The 20,341-nt window shown below is 41.1% G+C and carries 12 protein-coding genes; 7 read left to right on the top strand and 5 right to left on the bottom strand.

The window, feature by feature from the left end; translation table 11 throughout:
• Positions 1-555 precede the first annotated feature (555 nt).
• Together HGO26_RS15355 and HGO26_RS15350 are read right to left on the bottom strand one after the other, a co-directional pair.
• Complete coding sequence (locus HGO26_RS15355) at positions 556-4,401, bottom strand: Ig-like domain-containing protein (RefSeq protein ID WP_168826249.1); 3,846 nt, start codon at positions 4,399-4,401, stop codon at positions 556-558.
• Positions 4,401-5,486, bottom strand: coding sequence for an OmpA family protein (locus HGO26_RS15350; protein WP_168826247.1), 1,086 nt, complete (start codon positions 5,484-5,486; stop codon positions 4,401-4,403). The genes HGO26_RS15355 and HGO26_RS15350 overlap by 1 nt, the downstream gene beginning before the upstream one ends.
• Before the next feature lie 557 nt (positions 5,487-6,043).
• Between HGO26_RS15350 and HGO26_RS15345 the strand changes: the two genes are divergently transcribed.
• From HGO26_RS15345 to torD, 6 genes are all read left to right on the top strand, one after another.
• A complete protein-coding gene (locus tag HGO26_RS15345; protein ID WP_168826245.1) occupies positions 6,044-7,633 on the top strand; it encodes an arylsulfatase in 1,590 nt (529 codons plus the stop codon).
• Between the two features lie 77 nt (positions 7,634-7,710).
• The gene (locus tag HGO26_RS15340) at positions 7,711-8,961 is read left to right on the top strand and encodes an anaerobic sulfatase maturase (protein WP_168826243.1); all 1,251 of its coding nucleotides are present in this window, start codon (positions 7,711-7,713) and stop codon (positions 8,959-8,961) included.
• A gap of 488 nt (positions 8,962-9,449) precedes the next feature.
• Entirely contained in the window at positions 9,450-9,620 is a 171-nt protein-coding gene (locus tag HGO26_RS15335; RefSeq protein ID WP_168826241.1) for a periplasmic nitrate reductase, NapE protein, read from the top strand.
• A 41-nt stretch (positions 9,621-9,661) separates the two neighbouring features.
• Complete coding sequence (torC, locus tag HGO26_RS15330) at positions 9,662-10,840, top strand: pentaheme c-type cytochrome TorC (protein WP_168826239.1); 1,179 nt, start codon at positions 9,662-9,664, stop codon at positions 10,838-10,840.
• Between the two features lie 12 nt (positions 10,841-10,852).
• Positions 10,853-13,345 (top strand): trimethylamine-N-oxide reductase TorA, encoded by a 2,493-nt coding sequence (gene torA / locus HGO26_RS15325; RefSeq protein WP_168826237.1) that lies wholly within the window; start codon positions 10,853-10,855, stop codon positions 13,343-13,345.
• An 81-nt stretch (positions 13,346-13,426) separates the two neighbouring features.
• Complete coding sequence (gene torD / locus HGO26_RS15320; RefSeq protein ID WP_168826235.1) at positions 13,427-14,071, top strand: molecular chaperone TorD; 645 nt, start codon at positions 13,427-13,429, stop codon at positions 14,069-14,071.
• Positions 14,072-14,187: 116 nt separating this feature from the next.
• On the opposite strand, the gene torS is transcribed toward torD, so the two are convergent.
• A complete protein-coding gene (torS, locus tag HGO26_RS15315; RefSeq protein ID WP_247651561.1) occupies positions 14,188-17,166 on the bottom strand; it encodes a TMAO reductase system sensor histidine kinase/response regulator TorS in 2,979 nt (992 codons plus the stop codon).
• Between the two features lie 116 nt (positions 17,167-17,282).
• Between torS and torT the strand changes: the two genes are divergently transcribed.
• A complete protein-coding gene (gene torT, locus HGO26_RS15310) occupies positions 17,283-18,365 on the top strand; it encodes a TMAO reductase system periplasmic protein TorT (protein WP_168826233.1) in 1,083 nt (360 codons plus the stop codon).
• On the opposite strand, the gene torR is transcribed toward torT, so the two are convergent.
• Together torR and HGO26_RS15300 are read right to left on the bottom strand one after the other, a co-directional pair.
• Entirely contained in the window at positions 18,335-19,060 is a 726-nt protein-coding gene (torR, locus tag HGO26_RS15305) for a two-component system response regulator TorR (RefSeq protein WP_168826232.1), read from the bottom strand. The two genes, torT and torR, sit on opposite strands and share 31 nt — an antisense overlap.
• A gap of 180 nt (positions 19,061-19,240) precedes the next feature.
• The gene (locus HGO26_RS15300; RefSeq protein WP_168826361.1) at positions 19,241-19,957 is read right to left on the bottom strand and encodes a TorF family putative porin; all 717 of its coding nucleotides are present in this window, start codon (positions 19,955-19,957) and stop codon (positions 19,241-19,243) included.
• Between the last annotated feature and the right edge of the window lie 384 nt (positions 19,958-20,341).

Genomic DNA, 20,341 nt, shown 5'->3' with positions numbered 1-20,341 from the left:
CGGTCGAACATTGTAATCAAATGCTATTCACTAGCGCATAAGTTGTTGATGAAAATGACTGTGTTGAATAAATTGGCAAATTAGCAGTAAAAAGTAGACCAAAAAGTCACCTTGGACGGTTTGCAACTAATCAGAAACCACACCAGTGAAACCACACTGGTGTAATTCCTCGCTAATTTGTTACAAAGGTCAATTGTATTTCATTCTTTCAAAATCATTATCAATACAAACACCAATCTACTCTCACTTGAAGTGGTTTTTTATAATAGTGATATGATATAACTGATTTCCACCTTTTATCGATGATCACGTTATTCAATTTGGTAGCACCAGTACTGTGCTGATGACACACTATCGGCCCATCTATAAAGAACCATTTCATGTCAGCAAAGTTGAATAGCTTTTCTCTGCGTGTATCGGTTTGCATAATCTTGGCATGGCTTGAAGTTATAATTACTTTTTGAAAAGCAAATCATAACGTCTTGCCATGTGGTCTAAAAATAACTTTCGAAAGTTCAGCAGGCCTTGCACATGTAAAGCTAACTCAAATACCCGTTACCTAACACTTACTTGACCATCAGTGCTTTTGCTAGTGACACCATGATAAGAAGCAAAAGCACGCGTTGTACCTGATTTTAAGCCAGTAACTAAACCGCTAGAGGGTTCTATGTGCGCAATACTCGTATCAGAAATGGTCCACAAAGCTTCATTTGTACAATCCCCTAAACTTAAGTCTACATAAATAATTGAGCACTTTAATTGCACCTGTTCACCAATGTTAAGGTAATTGACATGAGGAATGATTTGCAAATTATCAATATCTTTTTCCTGTACCGTTAAACTAGTTTGTGTTGCTATCCCAAGGTAAGCTGCTTGAATATTTGTCATCCCTGGTGATTGACTTACCGCTAACGCGCTACCATTCGTGGTGATAGTGGCAACATCAGAATTGCTACTTTGCCAGCTACTCTCCTTCGTGACTTCTAGGCTAGTGGAGTCCGTAAAGTGAGCTGTTGCTGTATAAGCTTGAGTTTTACCATCCACAATGGTGCTATCTGCTGGCGAAATGGTTAATGAACTCATGATTGCAGGCGTGACCACTACAACCGCGGTTTGAGTAAGCCCTGCGAAATTTATCTCTATCTGACTAGTCCCAACTGCTAATGATGTTACAAAACCGCCATTGGCCGCGGTGTTATCTACATGAGCTATTGTCTGATCCACCATGCGCCAATCGGCAGAATTACTCACCAAATATTCTTTGCCTGTTGAATCATAGGCAATTGCTTGGTAATAAATACTCGTGCCTACGGGTAATTCTGTTGCATTTGGCACTATGACGAGGCGAGCGATAACTGGGGCTGAGATATCTAATTTCGCCTTAGCCTGTTTTCCTTGATAATTAGCGATAATATTGACTGAACCTTGCTGTTCACCTTTAGCTAAGCCACTGCTAGTGATACTCGCTAAACGAGTATCACTAGTCTGCCAACTCACTAAATTGGTTATATCGTGCTGACTATTATCTGAATATATGCCGGCAGCAGTGAATTGATACTTCATACCTTGAACGACACTCGCCATGGCAGGGGTAATCACAACACTAATAAGCTCAGCATCAGTGACTGTGGCTAAGGTTGTATGGCTCCCTGAACCATAGGTGGCGCGTATAGTCGAGGTGCCCACTTGATCGGCACTGGCATGCCCCGCTCTAAAGCCGCTGGTAACAAGGCTAACCACTTTCGAATCTGAAGAGCTCCAAGTTGCAATACGAGTGACGTTTGCACTGAAACCATTACTAAAAAATGCAGTAGCCGTAAAATGGCCATTACTGCCCAATGGTTCAATGGGATTAACAGGAGTAATTTGTAAGTCGGTTAATAACGCCGCCGATATAGTCAAATTAGCGCTCGCGGATAAACCTTGATACGTGCCAATGATATTCACTTTGCCTTCTTTATAACTCTGAGCCACACCAAAATTATCAATTGATGCAGTTGGTGTATCACTCGATTGCCAATGGCTAAGTTCTGTAACATCAACACTGGTTTTATCAGAGAACTGCGCAGTTAATGCATATTGCTGAGTAAAACCTGCAGCTATTGTGTATTTAATCGGCGTAATACTCACACTTTCTAACACCGCAGCAGTCACGGTAGTGATATTTGATGCAGTCTTACCACCAAAACTGGCCGTCACGGTTACCATCCCTTCACGGATCCCCAAGACAGAACCACTTTCTGCTTCAGTATTATCTACCGACGCTATATCACCATCATTCACACTCCAACTGGCTAATGAGGTGATATCAGAACTGGTTTTATCAGAATAAAAAGCACGGGCTTGGAGTAAACCTTTATGGCCAACGGCTATGCTTTGCGCTGCTGGAGTGACTTCTATATGGTCAAGTAAACCTGCAGTCACCTTGAGAGTTGCGGTTGACTGCAAGCCATTATAGCTAGCAGTCACTGTAACGGGCTTAGCGTTATATTGATGAGCAGTGGCTAAGGCATGGCTATCGATAGATGCTAACGCGTTATCGCTAGTTTGATAGTGAGCAAATGTGGTTAAATCATGATTTGTGCCATCAGAAAATAAACCAAATACCTGATATTGCAAAGTCGTACCAGCAGGGGCTTCAGCGATGGATGGTGTTAACGAGATAGAATCTAGCTTGGCCGCGGAAACAGATATCGAAGTGCTGGCGGTTTGACCAGAAAACTTCACCGATAATTGATTAGTTCCCTCCCCTAAAGCTTTAGCGTAACCTGCTGAATCTCCATTAGGAATAACCGCTGCGATACTATAATCATCGACTTGCCAGTTTGCACTGTGAGTGACGTTGGCGGTGGTCTTATCGGAGTAAAACGCAATCGCGGTAAATTGTCCTTCAACCCCCACTGGTACACTCGGATTTTGTGGTGTGATTTGTACTGATTCAACCACAGCTTGATTTACTGTCAGCGTAGTGGTTTTGCTCATGCCTTCAAAGCTCACCGTTATATCGGTATTACCAATAGCGAGAGTATTGGCAACACCTGATAGCGCCCCACTAAATTGAATGGCTGCAACACTCGGCTCACTACTGGACCAAGCGGCTAATTGAGTAATGTCTTGCTTTGAGCCATCTGAATAACGGGCATAGGCTTGATAAGCGACTCTTGTTCCTAGCGGGGTAGAAAAATCATGCGGGCTGATACTGATATTCAGTATTTTGGCGTTTGTCACCTCCAAACCAGTATCAACTGTGATGTTATTGAAACTGACGCTAACAGCTGTTTTTCCTGGTGATAAAGCCACACTGTCACCCGCGAAAATCCCTGTAGGAATAATAGTCCCTATACTGGGATCTGCGATATTCCAAGTCGAAGTTCGTGTAACATCAATAACACTACCATCAGAGAAATATGCATGAGCACGATAGGCTCCTATTTTACCCACGGGAAAAATACCATCCACAGGACTGATTGCCAGAGAACTCTGTTGGGCATTATTAACCGTTAAAGCTGCGACTGCGGTTAATGTCTTAGCATTATGAACCAAACTTGCAGTAATATTCGTTGAACCTATTTTTAGTGCGCTAAGCCATGCATTTGCATCCATTGTCGCGATGCTTGGATCTGTGACTTGCCAACTTACCTTAGTAGTAACATCTATTACATCTCCGCGACTTGTGGTCAAAAAAGCGCTATATTGTGTTGCCGTTCCCTTAGGGATCACGGTACTTGCCGGAGTAATCACCAACGTTTCAGCGGTACTATTAACAACATTGAGCTGAGCATAAATAGACTTGCCATTATAACTTGCTGATATTACGGCCAATCCCTCGGTTAAACCTTTAGCGATGACGTTATCACCAACTCGATCAATACTCGCCACGGCCAGATTATCGCTTTGCCAAGAAACTTGCTGAGTCACCTCAACTTGTAAGCCATTAGAGAAAATTGCAAACGCTTGATAACTCTGAGCCATCTCTGTAAGTATGGTACTTACACTAGGCGTAATACTGACACTAATAGCCCCAACCAATAGCTGTGAACTAGCATTCAAATCATGATAGCTCGCCGAAACTGTCGCTAAACCATCCGCGACACCAGTAGCGACAACTCGATTCCCCTCAACTGATAGGGTCGCAATACTGCTGTCATCAATGAACCAAGTAACTTTATCTGTAATATCAAGCTCACTACCATCAGTTAAGATCGCAATTGCTTTATAGCTTTGCTGACCACTTACTAATACTGCTGATGTTTTAGGGCTAATAGTCAACTCGCTCACACATAAGTTGCCTTCCCCGCCACAACCACTTGGAAAGCCAGAATTACTGCCGTCACCACATGCGCTTAATAACAGCATCAATAATGATAAAATCAGATATTTGGGATGGGATATAGACATCATTATCGTTGTTCCTGCTGTGGCTGAATTATCGTTTGAGGAAGTAACACCTGAACACGGCGATTTAAATGCTTATGTTGTTCAGAAATTTTATCTGTCACAGGATATTGTTCACCGTAATGCTCCGCGATGATCTGCTGCGGTTTTACCCCATGTTCTGTAAGATATTGGGTAATACTGTCAGTACGACGTTTTGATAATGCTAAGTTATATTCACTACTTCCTTGTGAGTCAGAATAGCCTCGTAAAATGACAGTGGCCTGCGGGAATTGAATTAAGCGATTAATAATAATCTGCAAAGAATCGACGAAGAAAAGCTCGCTACTATCAAAGTTAAATAACACAGGAAAAGTGACTTCTTCCAATTCAATAGGCGTCGCTTTAATCACTGTATTTGTTACCGAATTTATGACTGTACTAGTGATAACCTCCGGTCTTGAACGTCCAAATTGATAGCTAATCCCAAGACTGGTTGCATGAGCGTTAGTACCACCAATATCATCATTACCTAGATGATGAAAGTACTCATATTGCAATCGAGCTTGCCAAGAATCACTTAATTGGTAAGTCATGCCCACGCCAAAAGAGGGTGACCAATCATCAGCTTTTATCGTAGAAAATGGGCCTTTATTTTCACCACGCCAATTAAATCCCCCCGCTTTTGCAAACAGTGCTAAATCAGGATGTAAATTAATTGAAGCAACAGCAGAAAAGTTAAGTCCCTGCATGCTTCCTTGATACGTATTTTGTTTGGAAACTTCGAGGTAAGTCGCTTCAGCACTCCCCAAATCAATGTAAGCAACTTCGAAAGCAAAATTATTGTTTAATTTATACCCAACAAAAAGTCCTCCCATCGTACTATTTTTGTCACAGTCAAGACTCCAAGCCTCACAACTATGCTGATAATGATTTACGCCGAGCTCTCCCCCAATGTAAAAATACGATTCAGGCAAACTATTGAGCGTTTGTAAGTTATTTTTTTCATAAAGATGCTGCTCTGTCGCTTGAGCTATGCCGCTGCACGATAAAGATAAAATGACAAATCGATTTATAAAGTTTCTCTGACAGAGGACACTGTAAAATAACATATAATTTTCCATGGACCTTAGGTCTGTTGTTCTTTTTGTTTAAATATTGTTTCGTGATACATGGGCAACCACGTCATCGAAGTATAAGCATACTGGTGCAATTTATCTCTATGATGCCGTATAACATATATATATCATTAAATGTAACAACTTGTTTGTCACAAGAAACTCTCAAGCTGACGCTGATATGGATATAAATACCAATCGGTGAACACCTTTGCATCAATGTGTTTAAATAATAGAACACCCCCCCTTATTTGAAATCATCCCTATTGATTAGTTTGAAGTAAAAAGTCAAAAGTAATGATAGAAGAACCACACATTTACTTTCTAATAAATTGAAAATAAACAGTAATTATCCACTATTGAGTGCTGAGTGACATTTTTTAATTACCGAATTTATGTGAAAGCGCAGAGCATTTGTGTCAGCGTTTCCTATAATTTTAATTGGTCATTATTGATCCATTGCTAAATTGTGTACTGTGCAGCAATTGCCCCCTCCCATTAATGCTGATACAACAGACTAGGTGTAATGATCTACCATAGAGGACTCAAAGATGTTAAAAAGGAAATTACTATCTACAGCGCTGCTTGCCGCGTTAGCCATCGCGCCTACAGCTTATGCGGTAGAGCCAACAAAACAACCCAATATTTTAGTCATTTTTGGTGACGATATTGGATGGCAAAATATTAGTGCCTACGGCATGGGTACGATGGGTTATACCACGCCAAACATTGATAGAATTGCCAACGAAGGCATTAAGTTTACTGATCATTACGCACAACCTAGCTCGACAGCAGGCCGCGCAGCCTTTATTACAGGTCAATATCCAATTCGTTCCGGTATGACAACCGTTGCTATGCCTGGGGGAGACCTTGGGTTAAAAGCCGACTCTCCTTCACTTGCTGAAGTACTTAAAACTCAGGGTTATGCCACTGGCCAATTTGGTAAGAACCACTTAGGTGACCATAATTTCGCATTGCCAACCGTTCACGGTTTTGACGAGTTTTTTGGAAATCTTTATCACTTAAACACTCAAGAAGAAACTGAACAGCGAGATTATAAAAACTTTGCCAAGGCCTATTCTGGCTCAGAAAAATCCTATGATAAAAAGTTTGGTACCCGTGGAGTGTTACATTGCTACACCAGCGAAAAAAATGATAAAACGGTCGACCCTCGTTTTGGTGTCATTGGCAAACAAACCTGTACCGATACGGGTCCATTAACTCAAGAGCGAATGAAGGATTTTGATGGCAGTGAAATGATCCCGGCGGCGTTAAAATTCATCGAAAAATCAAAGGATGATGGTAAACCATTCTTCGTATGGATGAACACAAGCCGAATGCATTTATATACCCGCCTCAATGATAAATGGCGCTATGCCGCAGAAAAATACACAAGCGAATATGATATGCATGGCAGTGGCATGCTACAGCACGACCATGATATAGGCACTGTATTAGATAAGCTCAAAGAAATGGGGCTCGATGATAACACTATTATTATTTATAGCACTGACAATGGTCCAGAACATTCATCTTGGCCACATGGAGCAACAACACCATTTCGTGGCGAGAAAATGACGACCTATGAAGGCGGTGTTCGTGTCCCAATGATGGCCCGTTGGCCAGGACATCTGCCTGAGGGTAAAATATTAAATGGGATTCAAGGCCATCAAGATCTGTTTACGACCTTAGCCGCCATTGGTGGCGAAAAGGACGTTAATCAAAAAATGATGAAAGAGAAAAATCAATATATCGATGGGATAAATAATCTCGATTATTGGACTGGAAAAACTGCAGAATCTAATCGTAATTCAATACTTCATTATTACGAAGGTAAACTGACAGCAATTCGTATCGGACCGTGGAAGTTCCATTTCTCAACCAAAGAAGATTATTACGCAAACCTAGTACCATTAACGGCACCTAAGATTTTTAACTTGCGAGCAGATCCCTTTGAGAGTTACGACACTGTCGACGCTCAAGGTCATTTGCTCCAGAAAATGTCTTGGTTGATGGCTCCAGCAACTGAAATTATTAATGATCACATTAAATCACTTGTTAAATACCCACCAGTACAAGGTGGAACCAGTTTCGATATGTCTAACTTAATCGGCGACACATTGAACAAAGGCCAGCAATAACTCGACGTCAGGCTAGCAATGGCGCGATTAAACACTATTGTTAGCCATTTAAAGTTAAACATCACAAAAGAGTTATTATGTCGACTCCAGTATTAAAGCTACCCGCTTTACCCGCAAACCGACACTATCGGTTCCATACAATGGCAAAACCCACTGGTGCAAAATGCAATATTGATTGTAACTATTGCTTTTATCTCCATAAAACTGAATTACTCGAACACAATCCACAGTTACAAATGAACGATGAGATACTCGAGCAATACATACGGCAATATATTGAAGCTCAAACAGGGGAAGAAGTAGTATTCTCATGGCAAGGCGGCGAACCCACACTTATGGGGCTCGATTTTTTCAAGCGGATTGTTGAACTACAAACTCGCTATGTCAAAGCCAATCAAACTATTAATAATGACCTACAAACTAATGGCATAGCATTAAATAAAGAATGGGTTAGCTTTCTAAAAGAGCATAAATTTCACGTAGGCTTATCAATCGATGGGCCACGAGACCTACACAATATTTACCGAAAAACCCGCAGTGGCAAACCCACTTTCGATGCAGTAATGGCTGCTGCAAAGCTGCTAAAGGATAACGATGTTTCCTTTGCTGCACTGTGTGTCGTTAATAGAACAAATGTGAAATATCCAAAGGAAGTGTATCGCTTTCTGGCCGACCAACTCGGAACTTGGCGGGTCCAATTTACGCCTGTTGTTGAACCCATCGAATTTAAAAAGACTGCACCTACAAAACTAGAGGCAGCCAATGCCCCAGTACAAAACTCACCGCGTGCCCGCCCTGGTCATCCGCTTTCTATTGTCACGGATTGGTCAGTCGACCCTGATGATTATGGCGAATTCTTAAAAAGTGTATGGGACGAATGGTTAAGTACCGATTTTGGCCGAATACATGTGAACTTGTTTGAAACCACCATTGCTCAAGCCGCTGGAATGCCAGCTCAGACTTGTACTCAGGCAGAATATTGTGGCAAAGCCCTCGCTCTCGAACACAATGGCGACGTATTTTCTTGCGATCACTTTGTTTATTCTGACTTTCTTGTTGGCAATATTACTAAAACTCACCTTGGGGATATCGCATTTTCTGATAAGCAAGTACAGTTTGGCATGGCCAAATGCAATACTCTGCCAAGCCAATGCAAAAAGTGTGATTATTTAGCACTATGTTGGGGAGAATGCCCTAAAAATCGTTTAATAAAAACACTTCAAGGTGAGACAGGACTCAATTATCTCTGCACCGGTTTATATAATTTTTATAAACATATAGATAAGGATGTAGTGCGGATCTTACAGACTTTAGGTTATTTAGCCTAAAAGTAACATGAACATACTCCGCCATTCAGGGCGGAGAGTGTATCAAGATGACCCATATTGTTGGACCTCTCCTATTTTACAAGCTTATGTTTATGAGTATAAAATCAGAATATTTATTCTATGATTAACGCTACACCGAAGTTACGCTTGCATTATTTTATTAACGCCTTTATTTCAGATCGTTATGTCATCGTCGTTGGAAGCTTGCAAAAGAATTTATGAGTGTCAAAGCAATGAAAAAATCATTAGATGAGGTAAACCTGTTTATCAATAAATGACCTAATTGGCTAATAAACTTGGGATCATTACAACATTTCACTGAAAAATCTAATCCGCAACACCGTTAAGATAAATCAACCATCTTGCCGCCTAAGATACCTATTCATAATCTTTCACATCTTATCGAATTCTGTTCATTTTCTGCATGACGGCCATTAACACCCTTCCCTTATGCTCTCTCATATTGATAATTTATTAGAGAGTAAGTCATGACAGTAAAAGATTTGGCTGAAACACCAAAAAACATAAAATCCAGAGAGTTAAAAGCTCTTGGATTCATCATTTTTTTGCTATTTCCAATCATCACTGCCACAGGCATTAGCGCTTATGGTTTTGTCATTTGGATGATCCAAGCATTCGGTGGCGTGGTCGCTCACTAATCCTCACGCAACCCATTAGTCAATCTTTAAAGGATGCTCTTATGAAATGGTTTATTAACATTTGGCACACTCTGAACAAACCAGCCAAATACCTTACCTTAGGCTCTATTAGCCTATCAGCTTTTTTAATGGGAATTATTTTTTGGGGTGGTTTTAATACTGCGCTTGAAATGACCAACACTGAAGAGTTTTGTATCAGCTGCCACAGTATGGAAAGCAAACCATATCAAGAGCTACAACAAACAGTACATTGGTCAAATCATTCCGGAGTCCGCGCAACATGCCCTGACTGCCATGTCCCACATAATTGGAGCCGAAAAATTGGCCGTAAGATTGAAGCATCCCATGATATGTGGGGTTGGTTATTACAGACCGTAAACACAGATGAAAAATTTGAAGCAAAGCGTTTAGAAATGGCCAGTCGAGAATGGAAACGCTTCGATCGTGACAATTCCTTAGCGTGTAAAAACTGCCATAACTACAATTCAATGAAATGGGATGAGATGTCTACATTGGCACAAAAGCAAATGAAACGTGCTGCCGAAATCGATCAAAGTTGTATTGATTGCCATAAAGGTATCGCCCATAAGCTTCCCGATATGGGCACGTCCCGCGCACCAGAACTGATTGCTCAGGTCGGCTCAGGGGAAACCAGTTTAGTCGTGGGTGAAAGTTACTTTACGGCTTTAACTAAGCCCCTTTATTTTAATGAAAAAACAGATGTGGAAGCTGGCACCTTAAACATTGCCACACAAGTCACCGTGTTAGAAACCAACGCTAACCGCATCAAAATTGGCATTAATGGTTGGCGAAAAAAAATAGGGGCTGGTCGCGTTATCTATTTTGATTTCGGACTTAACATTCTCTCTGCTCAACTTTCAAAAGATGCTGCAGTTGAAGATGGTGTTATAGCGATTTTTGAAGAAAAAGAAGACCCAATGACAGGCTTGACATGGCAAAGAGTCGAAGCTCAAATTTGGACTGACGCGGACTACTTAATGAAAGATCTACAGCCACTTTGGGACTATGCACGTAACACATATTCAAGTAGCTGTAGTGTATGCCATACCCAACCCGCAGAAGCTCACTTTGATGCCAATACTTGGCCAGGAATGTTTCAAGGCATGATTGCGTTCGTCAATATGGATCAAGATACTCAAGCATTAGTGCAGAAATACTTGCAAGAGCATTCATCAACTTTCGATAAGTCAGCGCACTAACAGGATACCAACATGAACAGAAGAGAATTCCTTAAGGGTTTAGCGGCCACCTCATATATTGGTCTGAGCAGTGGATCTGTATTGACTCCTCTTAATGCATTTGCCACCTCTGGCTCGAAGGCTAGTGATGACTGGCTAACAACGGGGTCACATTTTGGTGCATTTAAAATTAAGCGTAAAAACGGTGTTATTGACCAAGTCATCCCTTTTGATTTAGATCAATATCCAACAGATATGATGAATGGTGTTAAGGGGCTTGTCTACAATCCATCCCGTATTCGTTACCCTATGGTGAGATTAGACTTTTTATTAAAAGGCCATAAAAGTGATACTAAACAACGTGGGGATTTTCGATTTGTACGCGTTACTTGGGATAAAGCTTTAACTCTGTTCAAAGAGTCCCTCGATGAAATCCAGACCAAATATGGCCCATCCGGTCTTCATGCAGGACAAACCGGATGGCGTGCTACGGGCCAACTTCACTCAAGCACGAGTCACATGCAGCGTGCAGTAGGCATGCATGGAAATTTTGTCAAAAAAATTGGTGATTACTCAACTGGTGCTGGCCAAACGATTTTGCCTTACATTTTAGGTTCTACTGAGGTGTATGCCCAAGGAACCTCATGGCCATTAATTCTTGAGCAATCTAACACCATCATCTTATGGTCAAATGATCCCTATAAAAATCTGCAAGTAGGCTGGAACGCAGAAACACATGAGTCATTTGCCTATCTTGCCCAACTGAAAGAAAAAGTTAGTCAGGGTAAGATCCGCGTGATAAGCATTGATCCTGTTGAGACCAAAACTCAAAAATACCTTGAGTGCGAACAACTCTATGTCAATCCACAAACCGATGTGGCACTCATGCTTGGAATTGCTCACGAAATAGTCACTAAAAAGTGGCACGATGCTGAATTCATCCAAGGTTACAGTTTAGGTTTTGAGCAATTTTTACCCTATTTATTAGGGGAGTCTGATGGCTTAGCCAAAACACCTGAATGGGCGAGTCAGATATCGGGAGTTAGCCCTGATATCATCCGAGATTTAGCCAAAGTAATGACCCAAGGCCGCACTCAGATCATGATGGGCTGGTGCATTCAGCGTCAACAACACGGTGAACAACCATATTGGATGGCCGCGGTGTTAGCGACTATGATTGGTCAAATTGGTTTACCTGGTGGTGGAATTAGCTATGGACACCACTATTCAAGCATTGGTGTACCGTCATCGGGTGCAGCAGCACCAGGCGCTTTTCCACGTAACTTAGATGAAGGTCAAAAACCGCTATTTGATAGTAATGATTTTAAAGGGGCAAGTAATACGATTCCAGTGGCTCGTTGGGTCGATGCAATATTGGAGCCAGGCAAAACTATTGATGCAAACGGAGCCAAAGTAACATATCCCGACATTAAAATGATGGTATTTTCCGGTAACAACCCTTGGAGCCATCATCAAGATAGAAATAAAATGAAGCTTGCGTTTCAAAAGCTAGAGTGTGTTGTCACTATAGATATGAACTGGACTGCCACCTGCCGTTTTTCAGATATTGTTTTGCCTGCTTGCACTACCTTTGAACGCAACGACTTAGATGTTTATGGCAGCTACGCTAACCGCGGTATTTTAGCAATGCATAAAATGGTAGAGCCATTATTTGATAGCTTATCAGATTTTGAAATTTTCACTCGTTTTGCAAAACTCTTAGGTAAAGAAAACGAATATACCCGAGGCATGTCTGAGTTTGATTGGCTCCAAAAGCTCTATAACGACTGTAAAGCCGATAATTTGGGTAAATTTAATATGCCAGATTTTGAGGCTTTCTGGAAAGATGGTTATGTTCACTTTGGTGAAGGACAGCCATGGACACGCCATGCTGACTTCAGAACGGATCCTGAAATGAACCCTTTAGGTACACCATCGGGTTTGATTGAAATATTCAGTCGTAAAATTGCCCAGTATAACTATGATGACTGCCCTGGTCATCCAATGTGGATGGAGAAGACTGAACGTAGTCACGGTGGACCCGGCTCAGATAAGTATCCAATGTGGATGCAGTCTTGCCACCCTGATAAGCGCTTGCATTCACAAATGTGTGAATCACAACAATATCGTGAAACTTACACAGTTCAAGGCCGTGAACCAGTGTATTTAAACCCAATCGATGCCAAACAACGTGGGATTAAGGATGGAGATCTTGTGCGAGTCTTTAATGATCGTGGTCAACTACTAGCTGGAGCAGTGGTCTCGGATAGTTTTCCCCGTGGCATAATTCGAATCCACGAAGGTGCTTGGTATGGTCCCGTTGGTAAAGATGGTAGTAAACAAGGGGGAAATGAAATAGGTGCTTTATGCAGTTACGGCGACCCAAACACCTTAACACAAGATCTTGGCACTTCAAAGTTAGCCCAAGCATGCTCTGCTTACACTTGCTTAGTAGAGTTTGAGAAGTACCAAGGAAAAATTCCAGAAGTCAGTGCTTTCAGTGGCCCAATTGAAACGCTAATCTAATTGCTGAGCATAACAAAGCACCTGATTGTCATCATGGTGCTTTAACTTACAATCGAAATTAGCTCAAAAGAGATAACGAAGATGAATAAATCTCCTCAATATAACACACCAGTAAATCAAGGTCGTTCAATGGTGTATACATTACTCTCTAGGCTATTTGCTAAAGAATTGGACCATCCGCTATTACAAGAACTAACAACAACTGAAGCGCAAGCTTTCTTGAGCTATTTAGAAACTAATCCTCTCTTCACTGAAGATATTTTGACTCTGAAGTCTTTCATTAATCAGTTGAACACAGAAACAGCATTATTAGAACTTGCAGCAGATTACTGTGGATTATTCTTAGTCGGCACTAAACATAGCACTAGCCCATATGCCGGTTTATATTTGAATAACAATATTGTCGGTCAGAGTGAAGTATTGTTATTTGGTGAACAACATCAGAAAATGCAAAGCTATTTGCAGCATAGCCAACTGATGGTTCGAAGTGAGTTTCCTGAACCTGCAGACCATATTGCCGTGATCTTAGCTTATGCAGCCCATCAAACATGTATCAGTAATAATAAAAACCAGCTCGTTTTTATCAGCCAATATCTCAACACTTGGTTACCGACTTTTACAGATAAAGTAACCGCTCTCGATACAGGGAAATTCTACACCGCAGTTTGTAACTTGACTCAAACTTGGGTTGCCAGCGACTGCGAAGGACTCGCGGCTCACAGCTAATACCTCCGAGTCTTCTTTTGTCCAAATGCTAAACTGAAGTCAAAACACTGAATATATTCAGTGTTTTGACTTCAGTAGTTAGATCAGCCTTCCCTAAGGCGGCACAAATCTTCATATTATGATACGAAATTTAATTTTTCTTCAAATGCACTCATTGATGCCTGCCATACTTTAACAAGCAGTAAATATGATTCTTTATCAATTCCTTGATCTTCAAGTTGCTTGCACAACTGATACATAGTCACCAAACCTAAACTGGCACTACTGCCTTTAAGTGCATGCAAGAGAGGCCCGGGATCATTGTTCTGTTCTTCCATAAGGCGTATTTGCTCTGTACTACTCATTTTAAAAAGTTCTAACATTTCCCATAACGCAGCGCTCCCTAAATACGTTACGTCTTGATTAATCTGCAGTTCATTTAATAGAGGGCCATGAGAAATATCGAATCCAAGTGTCGACCCCAAATCAGATATAGATTGCTTTTCACTCGGGGACACCTTAGGTTGAAGCTGCTCCCCAGAAGCAACACCGACCCACAGTGCCAGTGAATCCATATTTAAGGGTTTTTCTAATACTCCATCAAAACCTGATGTTTGATAGGCTTTAATATCTTCATCTTGAACTTGCGCAGTAAATGCCATAACACTAATTTCCAAATGCGCTTTACTGGCAATTAGCTTTAACTCAGGCAATAGCACTAAACCAGAACCATCACTAAGTTGAATATCAAGCAGGATACCATCAAAGTGCGAAGCATTATCTTGACGATATAAGGCTCTCGCTTCAGCACAGCTTTCAGCCAAGATAGACTGATGCCCAAGATGAGCTAAAAAACCCTGAGCTATCATTGCATTGACCTTATTATCCTCAATCACCAAAATACATTTAGGTAAAACCTTTGGTAATACCGCTGGTGAAGGCCGGTCTACTTGCTGACAAAGAGTTAATGGTAAACTAAAACCAAATGTGGACCCCTTCGCAACTTGACTTTGCACCCAGATACACTGGGTTAAAGTATCAACATTGTTCATCAATGCGACTAATTCTTTACAAATCGCTAATCCAAGCCCTGTTCCTCTGGTTCTGCCTTGGTTAGGTTGAGCACTGTAGGCAACAAATAATTGCCCCATCACAGACTCATTAATACCCACTCCGGTATCCATAATTTCAAAGTGTAGCTGTTGATCAACTGCGAATACTCGAAGCTCAACGTCTCCTTTTTGCGTAAACTTAATCGCATTACCAAGGAGATTAAACAAAACTTGTCGCAGCTTAGGGCCGTCTAAATTGACCCACTCGGGTAAATTTTCTTTGACTAATGATAGTGATAGTCCAGATAAACCAGCGCCAGCCAACATAATCGCAACCACTTCATCAAGCAGTTCATTCAATGCCACAGGTCTGGGTTCATTCGTTAACTTACCTTGTTCTAAACGGGAAAAATCTAAAATATCATTCAATACTGTTTGCAATAAGGTACCGCTGTACTGAGATAAGGCCAGCATTTGCTTTTGTGCTGGCGGTAATGGTGAATGCCCCAACAGGGTTAACGTGCCCAATAAACCATTTAATGGTGTTCGGATTTCATGGCTCATTGTGGCGAGAAATAACGACTTAGCTTTACTTGCTTGCTCCGCCATCTCGCGCGCAGCCGAATGCCCTTTTGCCTCGGCATCTAATTGACTATTGGCCTCCGCAAGTTCCATTGTTCTAGCAAGCACGGTACTTTCAAGGGAAGCCTTGTGGGCGAATAGCTCTGAAGCGGTAGCTTGTAACTCCAAAGATAAAGCCTGATTATGAGCCGTCTTTTGCTTAAAAGCCTCAATTGCTGATGCCATGGCGGTGAGTTCGTCATTTCCTCGTGGATCTAACACAACCTCTGTATTACCTTGGCTTAATTGTGATAATGCCATTGTTGCTTCACTCAAACGTACCGTAATCCCCTTATATATCACTCGATACACAACAAATATCATGATAATAAGCATCAAAATACCCGTCATCCATAAACCAAATTTCGCCCAAAGCAGTTGCTGTAAAAACTCGTAACGAGCATCATTCGCCTGATCTTGCTGAACTTTCATCGCGTTATCAACGGATTTGTTCAACCAACTTAACTTGCCCGTAAGCTGCTGTAATTGCTTATTTTGCTGAGATAAAATCTGCCCATATTGCTGCTGTAATCGCAAACCAGAATTAACGTTCATTAACGCTAACAACTCATGTTCGAGCTCCATCGCACGCACGGGATCTCGAACTAATCCTTTGAGTAGTTCAAGAGGCATCAAATCAATCTGCCTATCGATTGTAGCTTCGTTTGTTGCTCTCGGACCATTATCGCTACTGGGGTCCATCACGTAATATTCCAGAGGCATTATAGTCAGTTGATTGAGTTCCCTTGGCACACTCGCCAAGACATTTTTTAAACCTAACTGCTGCTCAGGGGACTGTAATAATTGTCCTACCAATGCGATGTGATGAATTAAGACTAAACCCCGATTTAGACGCTCACGCAGATCCAAATCTTGTTCAATAATGGTATCCAAAAGCTGCGCGCTAGCCGTATTACCCGCCACTTGCGGATATGCTAAACTTAACTTAGCCAAAATAGCTGAATCGACTACAGCAAGTTCAGCTTCAAGTAATAAATTACTTTTACTCGCAGCTTCAGTAAGAGCACGTCCAGCTTTGTTTAACTGATGAGTAAGTGCCAAACGTTCACCGACTTGACGACCCAACATAGATAACTCATGAATGATCTCACCGGCAAATAGTGCTAACTCTTTATCTTTAAAAGTACCATTAACGTGGACATTGAGGGAATTCAGTCGATCGATTGCAGTGAGCAAATTGGTGCTTTCAATTGAAAGTTTTCGACCAATATACGCACGCTGAGCCTCCTCTTCCACCCGCTCAAGTCCTTGGGCATTATCGAGTAAACCATTAGAAGACTGCATCAATTGACGGGCGGCCTCAGAGGCGGGTAAAGCCTTCTCATATAAATACTCATCAGCAAGCTTTACCCAATAGAGCGATAAACTACCAAGGCTAACTAACAACAGTAATAGCAGTCCGAGAATGCAAAACGCAAACATAAGTCGGCTCACTAAACTTTTGCCAGAGAGAGATAAAACACCCACATTCATTCCCCAAACTGTTACCATCAGACTCGTTTGGTTTAGCAATTAAAAACCCAATTCGAGACAATTAGATGCGAAAAATTATTTATACACTCATAGCTTGTTTAGGGACAGCTCCACCATTGGCAACTGCTCAACCCAGTTGGACAGTTGAACAACGTTTCCCCTTTAATATCCAAATCCAGAAAACAAGAATCTTTGAATATAAAGCATTAACTACAGCCCAAAAACCTTGGCGGATTTGTGTGTTAGTCCCACATCTAAAAGATGCCTATTGGATAGGCATTGATTATGGTTTGATATCACAGGCCTCACATTTAGGTATCAATTTAGAGTTATTTGAAGCGGGTAGCTATTACAAAAAAGACCAACAATTAAAACAACTAGTACATTGTCTGAAGCAGCCATTTGATGCCATCTTAATTGGTACTGTCGACCCAGCTTTGCTCAATCAATATCACGGACAAATAAACAAACCCATAATTGCGTTAGTTAATCGACTTGACAGCCCAGTAGTTAACACTCGTATTGGCGTAAATTGGTATCAAATGGGATGGACTGCAGGGCACTATATAACTCAATCAGTGACCTCCCTTGCTCCGAATCCAGTCAAACTTGCACTACTAACTGGTCCTGAAAGTGTTGGAGGTAGTGATTGGGTCGAGCAAGGCATTATTGATGCGATAGCTAATAGTCCCATTAAGGTTTCATCCATTCGACACACGGATAACAATCGAGACCTGTATCGAGAGCAGCTACACAACCTCCTGAAAGATCATGTACCTGACTATATACTTGGCAGTGCAGTCGCTATAGAGGCCGCGATAGGTTCTCTACAGCAGGCAAAAATGACAAATCAGGTCAAACTCGTGAGTAGCTATCTTTCACCAGCAACGCTGCGCGGTCTTTATCGTCATAAAGTTGTTTTCAGCAATGATGACCAAGTCGTCCTGCAAGGCAAGTTAGCGATAGATATTGTCATAAAAGAACTTGAAGGTGCAAAACCCTTTGGTGATATAGGGCCGCAAATACGCGGCTTAAAACAAGGAGAAATGTCACTAAAAACACTTAGTAATAGCTTAGCTCCTGCAGATTTCTATCCCATTTATAGAGTGAATCCAGATCAATCTTCGACTTTAGAGGCAAATAAGTAACCTTCACCATGCACTGTTACAAACAACTCCGCATGGAGCTTATTACGTAAACGGCGAATAATAACATCGATAGTTCTATCGTTAACATCATCATTACGATGGCTTGTTTGCTGCATTAAACGTTCTCGAGAAAGCACTTGTTGAGGATGTAATGCAAAAGCAGTCAGCAATTCAAATTCCGCTTTAGTGAGTCGAATAACCTCATCACCACGTTTAAGCTTTCTGCTGTTTAACTCAAGAATATACACATCAAAAACAAGCTGATTATCGGGCTCCTCCAATTCCGCCAATACCTCTAGACGCGCTTTTTTTACAAGAGAAATCCGCCAAAGCAAATTTTTAACACGAACTAAAAGTTCTCTTAGTTCAAAAGGTTTAGTAACATAATCATCTGCTCCCATTTCAAGGCCAATGATTTTGTCAATGGTCTCATCGCGCCCCGTCACTAATATAATACCAACATCTGAACGACTTCTAAGGTCGCGAGCTAAACTCAGGCCATCTGTACCTGGCAAATTAACATCTAACATAACTAAATCAATGTGTTGCTTGGTGAATTGCTGCCACATTTGTTCGCCATCAGCAGCTTCAATCACACGATAACCTTCTCGCTCAAAATATCCCTTTAGCCGAGCACGTATCACAGCCTCATCATCAACAACAAGAACCGTATTTGCAAACTCTGTATGTACCATATTTCCCACCAAAAAAATCAATAAGAACTTATTTTAATAAATGTTTTTTAATTTCCACCGATGGTACTAGGCAAGAAATAACACGAGTACAGAATAATATACTGAAATAAAATAGATCCATTATCCGCTAAAAATAGGATGAATAGATCCACATTTCATTAATAACAAAAACAAGCTTAATTAAAAGCTTTTGCTCACGCCTACAACAATACGGTCATCAAATATTTTAGTTTGATCACCATAAACTTTATGATCCATTTCCACAGTACTCCCATGATAACGAACATCAAAATTGATTCCCGCATAGGACTTGCTCACGCCCATATTCCAATGCCCCCAACCTTCAGCACCTTCGCCCTCTAAATTCTGGTAACCTAAACTAGCGGACAACTTTATTCCATTATCAAATACATAACTAGGATGAAGAGCATAGTTTACGCCATGCCACCCATCGACGCCAAACCAGTCATCTAATGTAGGAGTAACCTCAAATTGCAGATTTGCATGGCCAAACTGTTTACCGATCTTAATCCACAACTCGGTATAATTTGAATAAGAAGCACCTGGATAGAGGTAAGAAAATACCATCACATCATATTGGAGCCCACTCTCTGCAATTTCGCCTGTTTTACCAATAAATGGTGCCGTGACTATCTCTAGATTTGGATCAGCAAATTTAATATTTGAAGCGAAAACGCCCCCATACCAACCATCATGATTCCCCCAACCCAAGGTCCCTTGCACTGCAGGAACATCTGCATCCAGCGTTTCTGATTCTCCTCGGAAAACATAATCAGATGCAAAGGTTAAAGTCCCATTAATTTTACCGCCAAACACTTCACCTTCTTCGGCCGCATTAGCGAAGGGGATCGTTGGGAATAACAAACCATATAGCATTGCTAATCGCACTAACTTAAAATTTTTATTCATATATCACCTTATATTTACAGGTTTTTATCGATGAGGTAACTATATGGTAAAGATATGAATAGCCATTATTAAGGATATGAACTGAAAACAAATAATTATGAAAATTTATGAAAACTTATTAATACTAAAGTTGCGTGAGTCATTAAAGACTTGTCAGGATTAGAGGATTTCCCGCCAGAATGCCATCATATTCAGCGTTCATGTTATAAGGTAAACATGCTCCGTTCTGAGGATATTACCACAATGACACACCTTCAGATGTGTACAATTATCTTTAGGTTTTAATGTATCAAAACTTATCTTTTAGGGTATTTCAACCTCTATCGTTCTGTACTGGTAAAGCAATAGTAG

Source organism: Shewanella oncorhynchi (assembly GCF_012584455.1).
GTDB classification, from domain to species: Bacteria; Pseudomonadota; Gammaproteobacteria; order Enterobacterales; family Shewanellaceae; genus Shewanella; species Shewanella oncorhynchi.
This window is presented reverse-complemented; position numbering and strand designations above follow the sequence as displayed.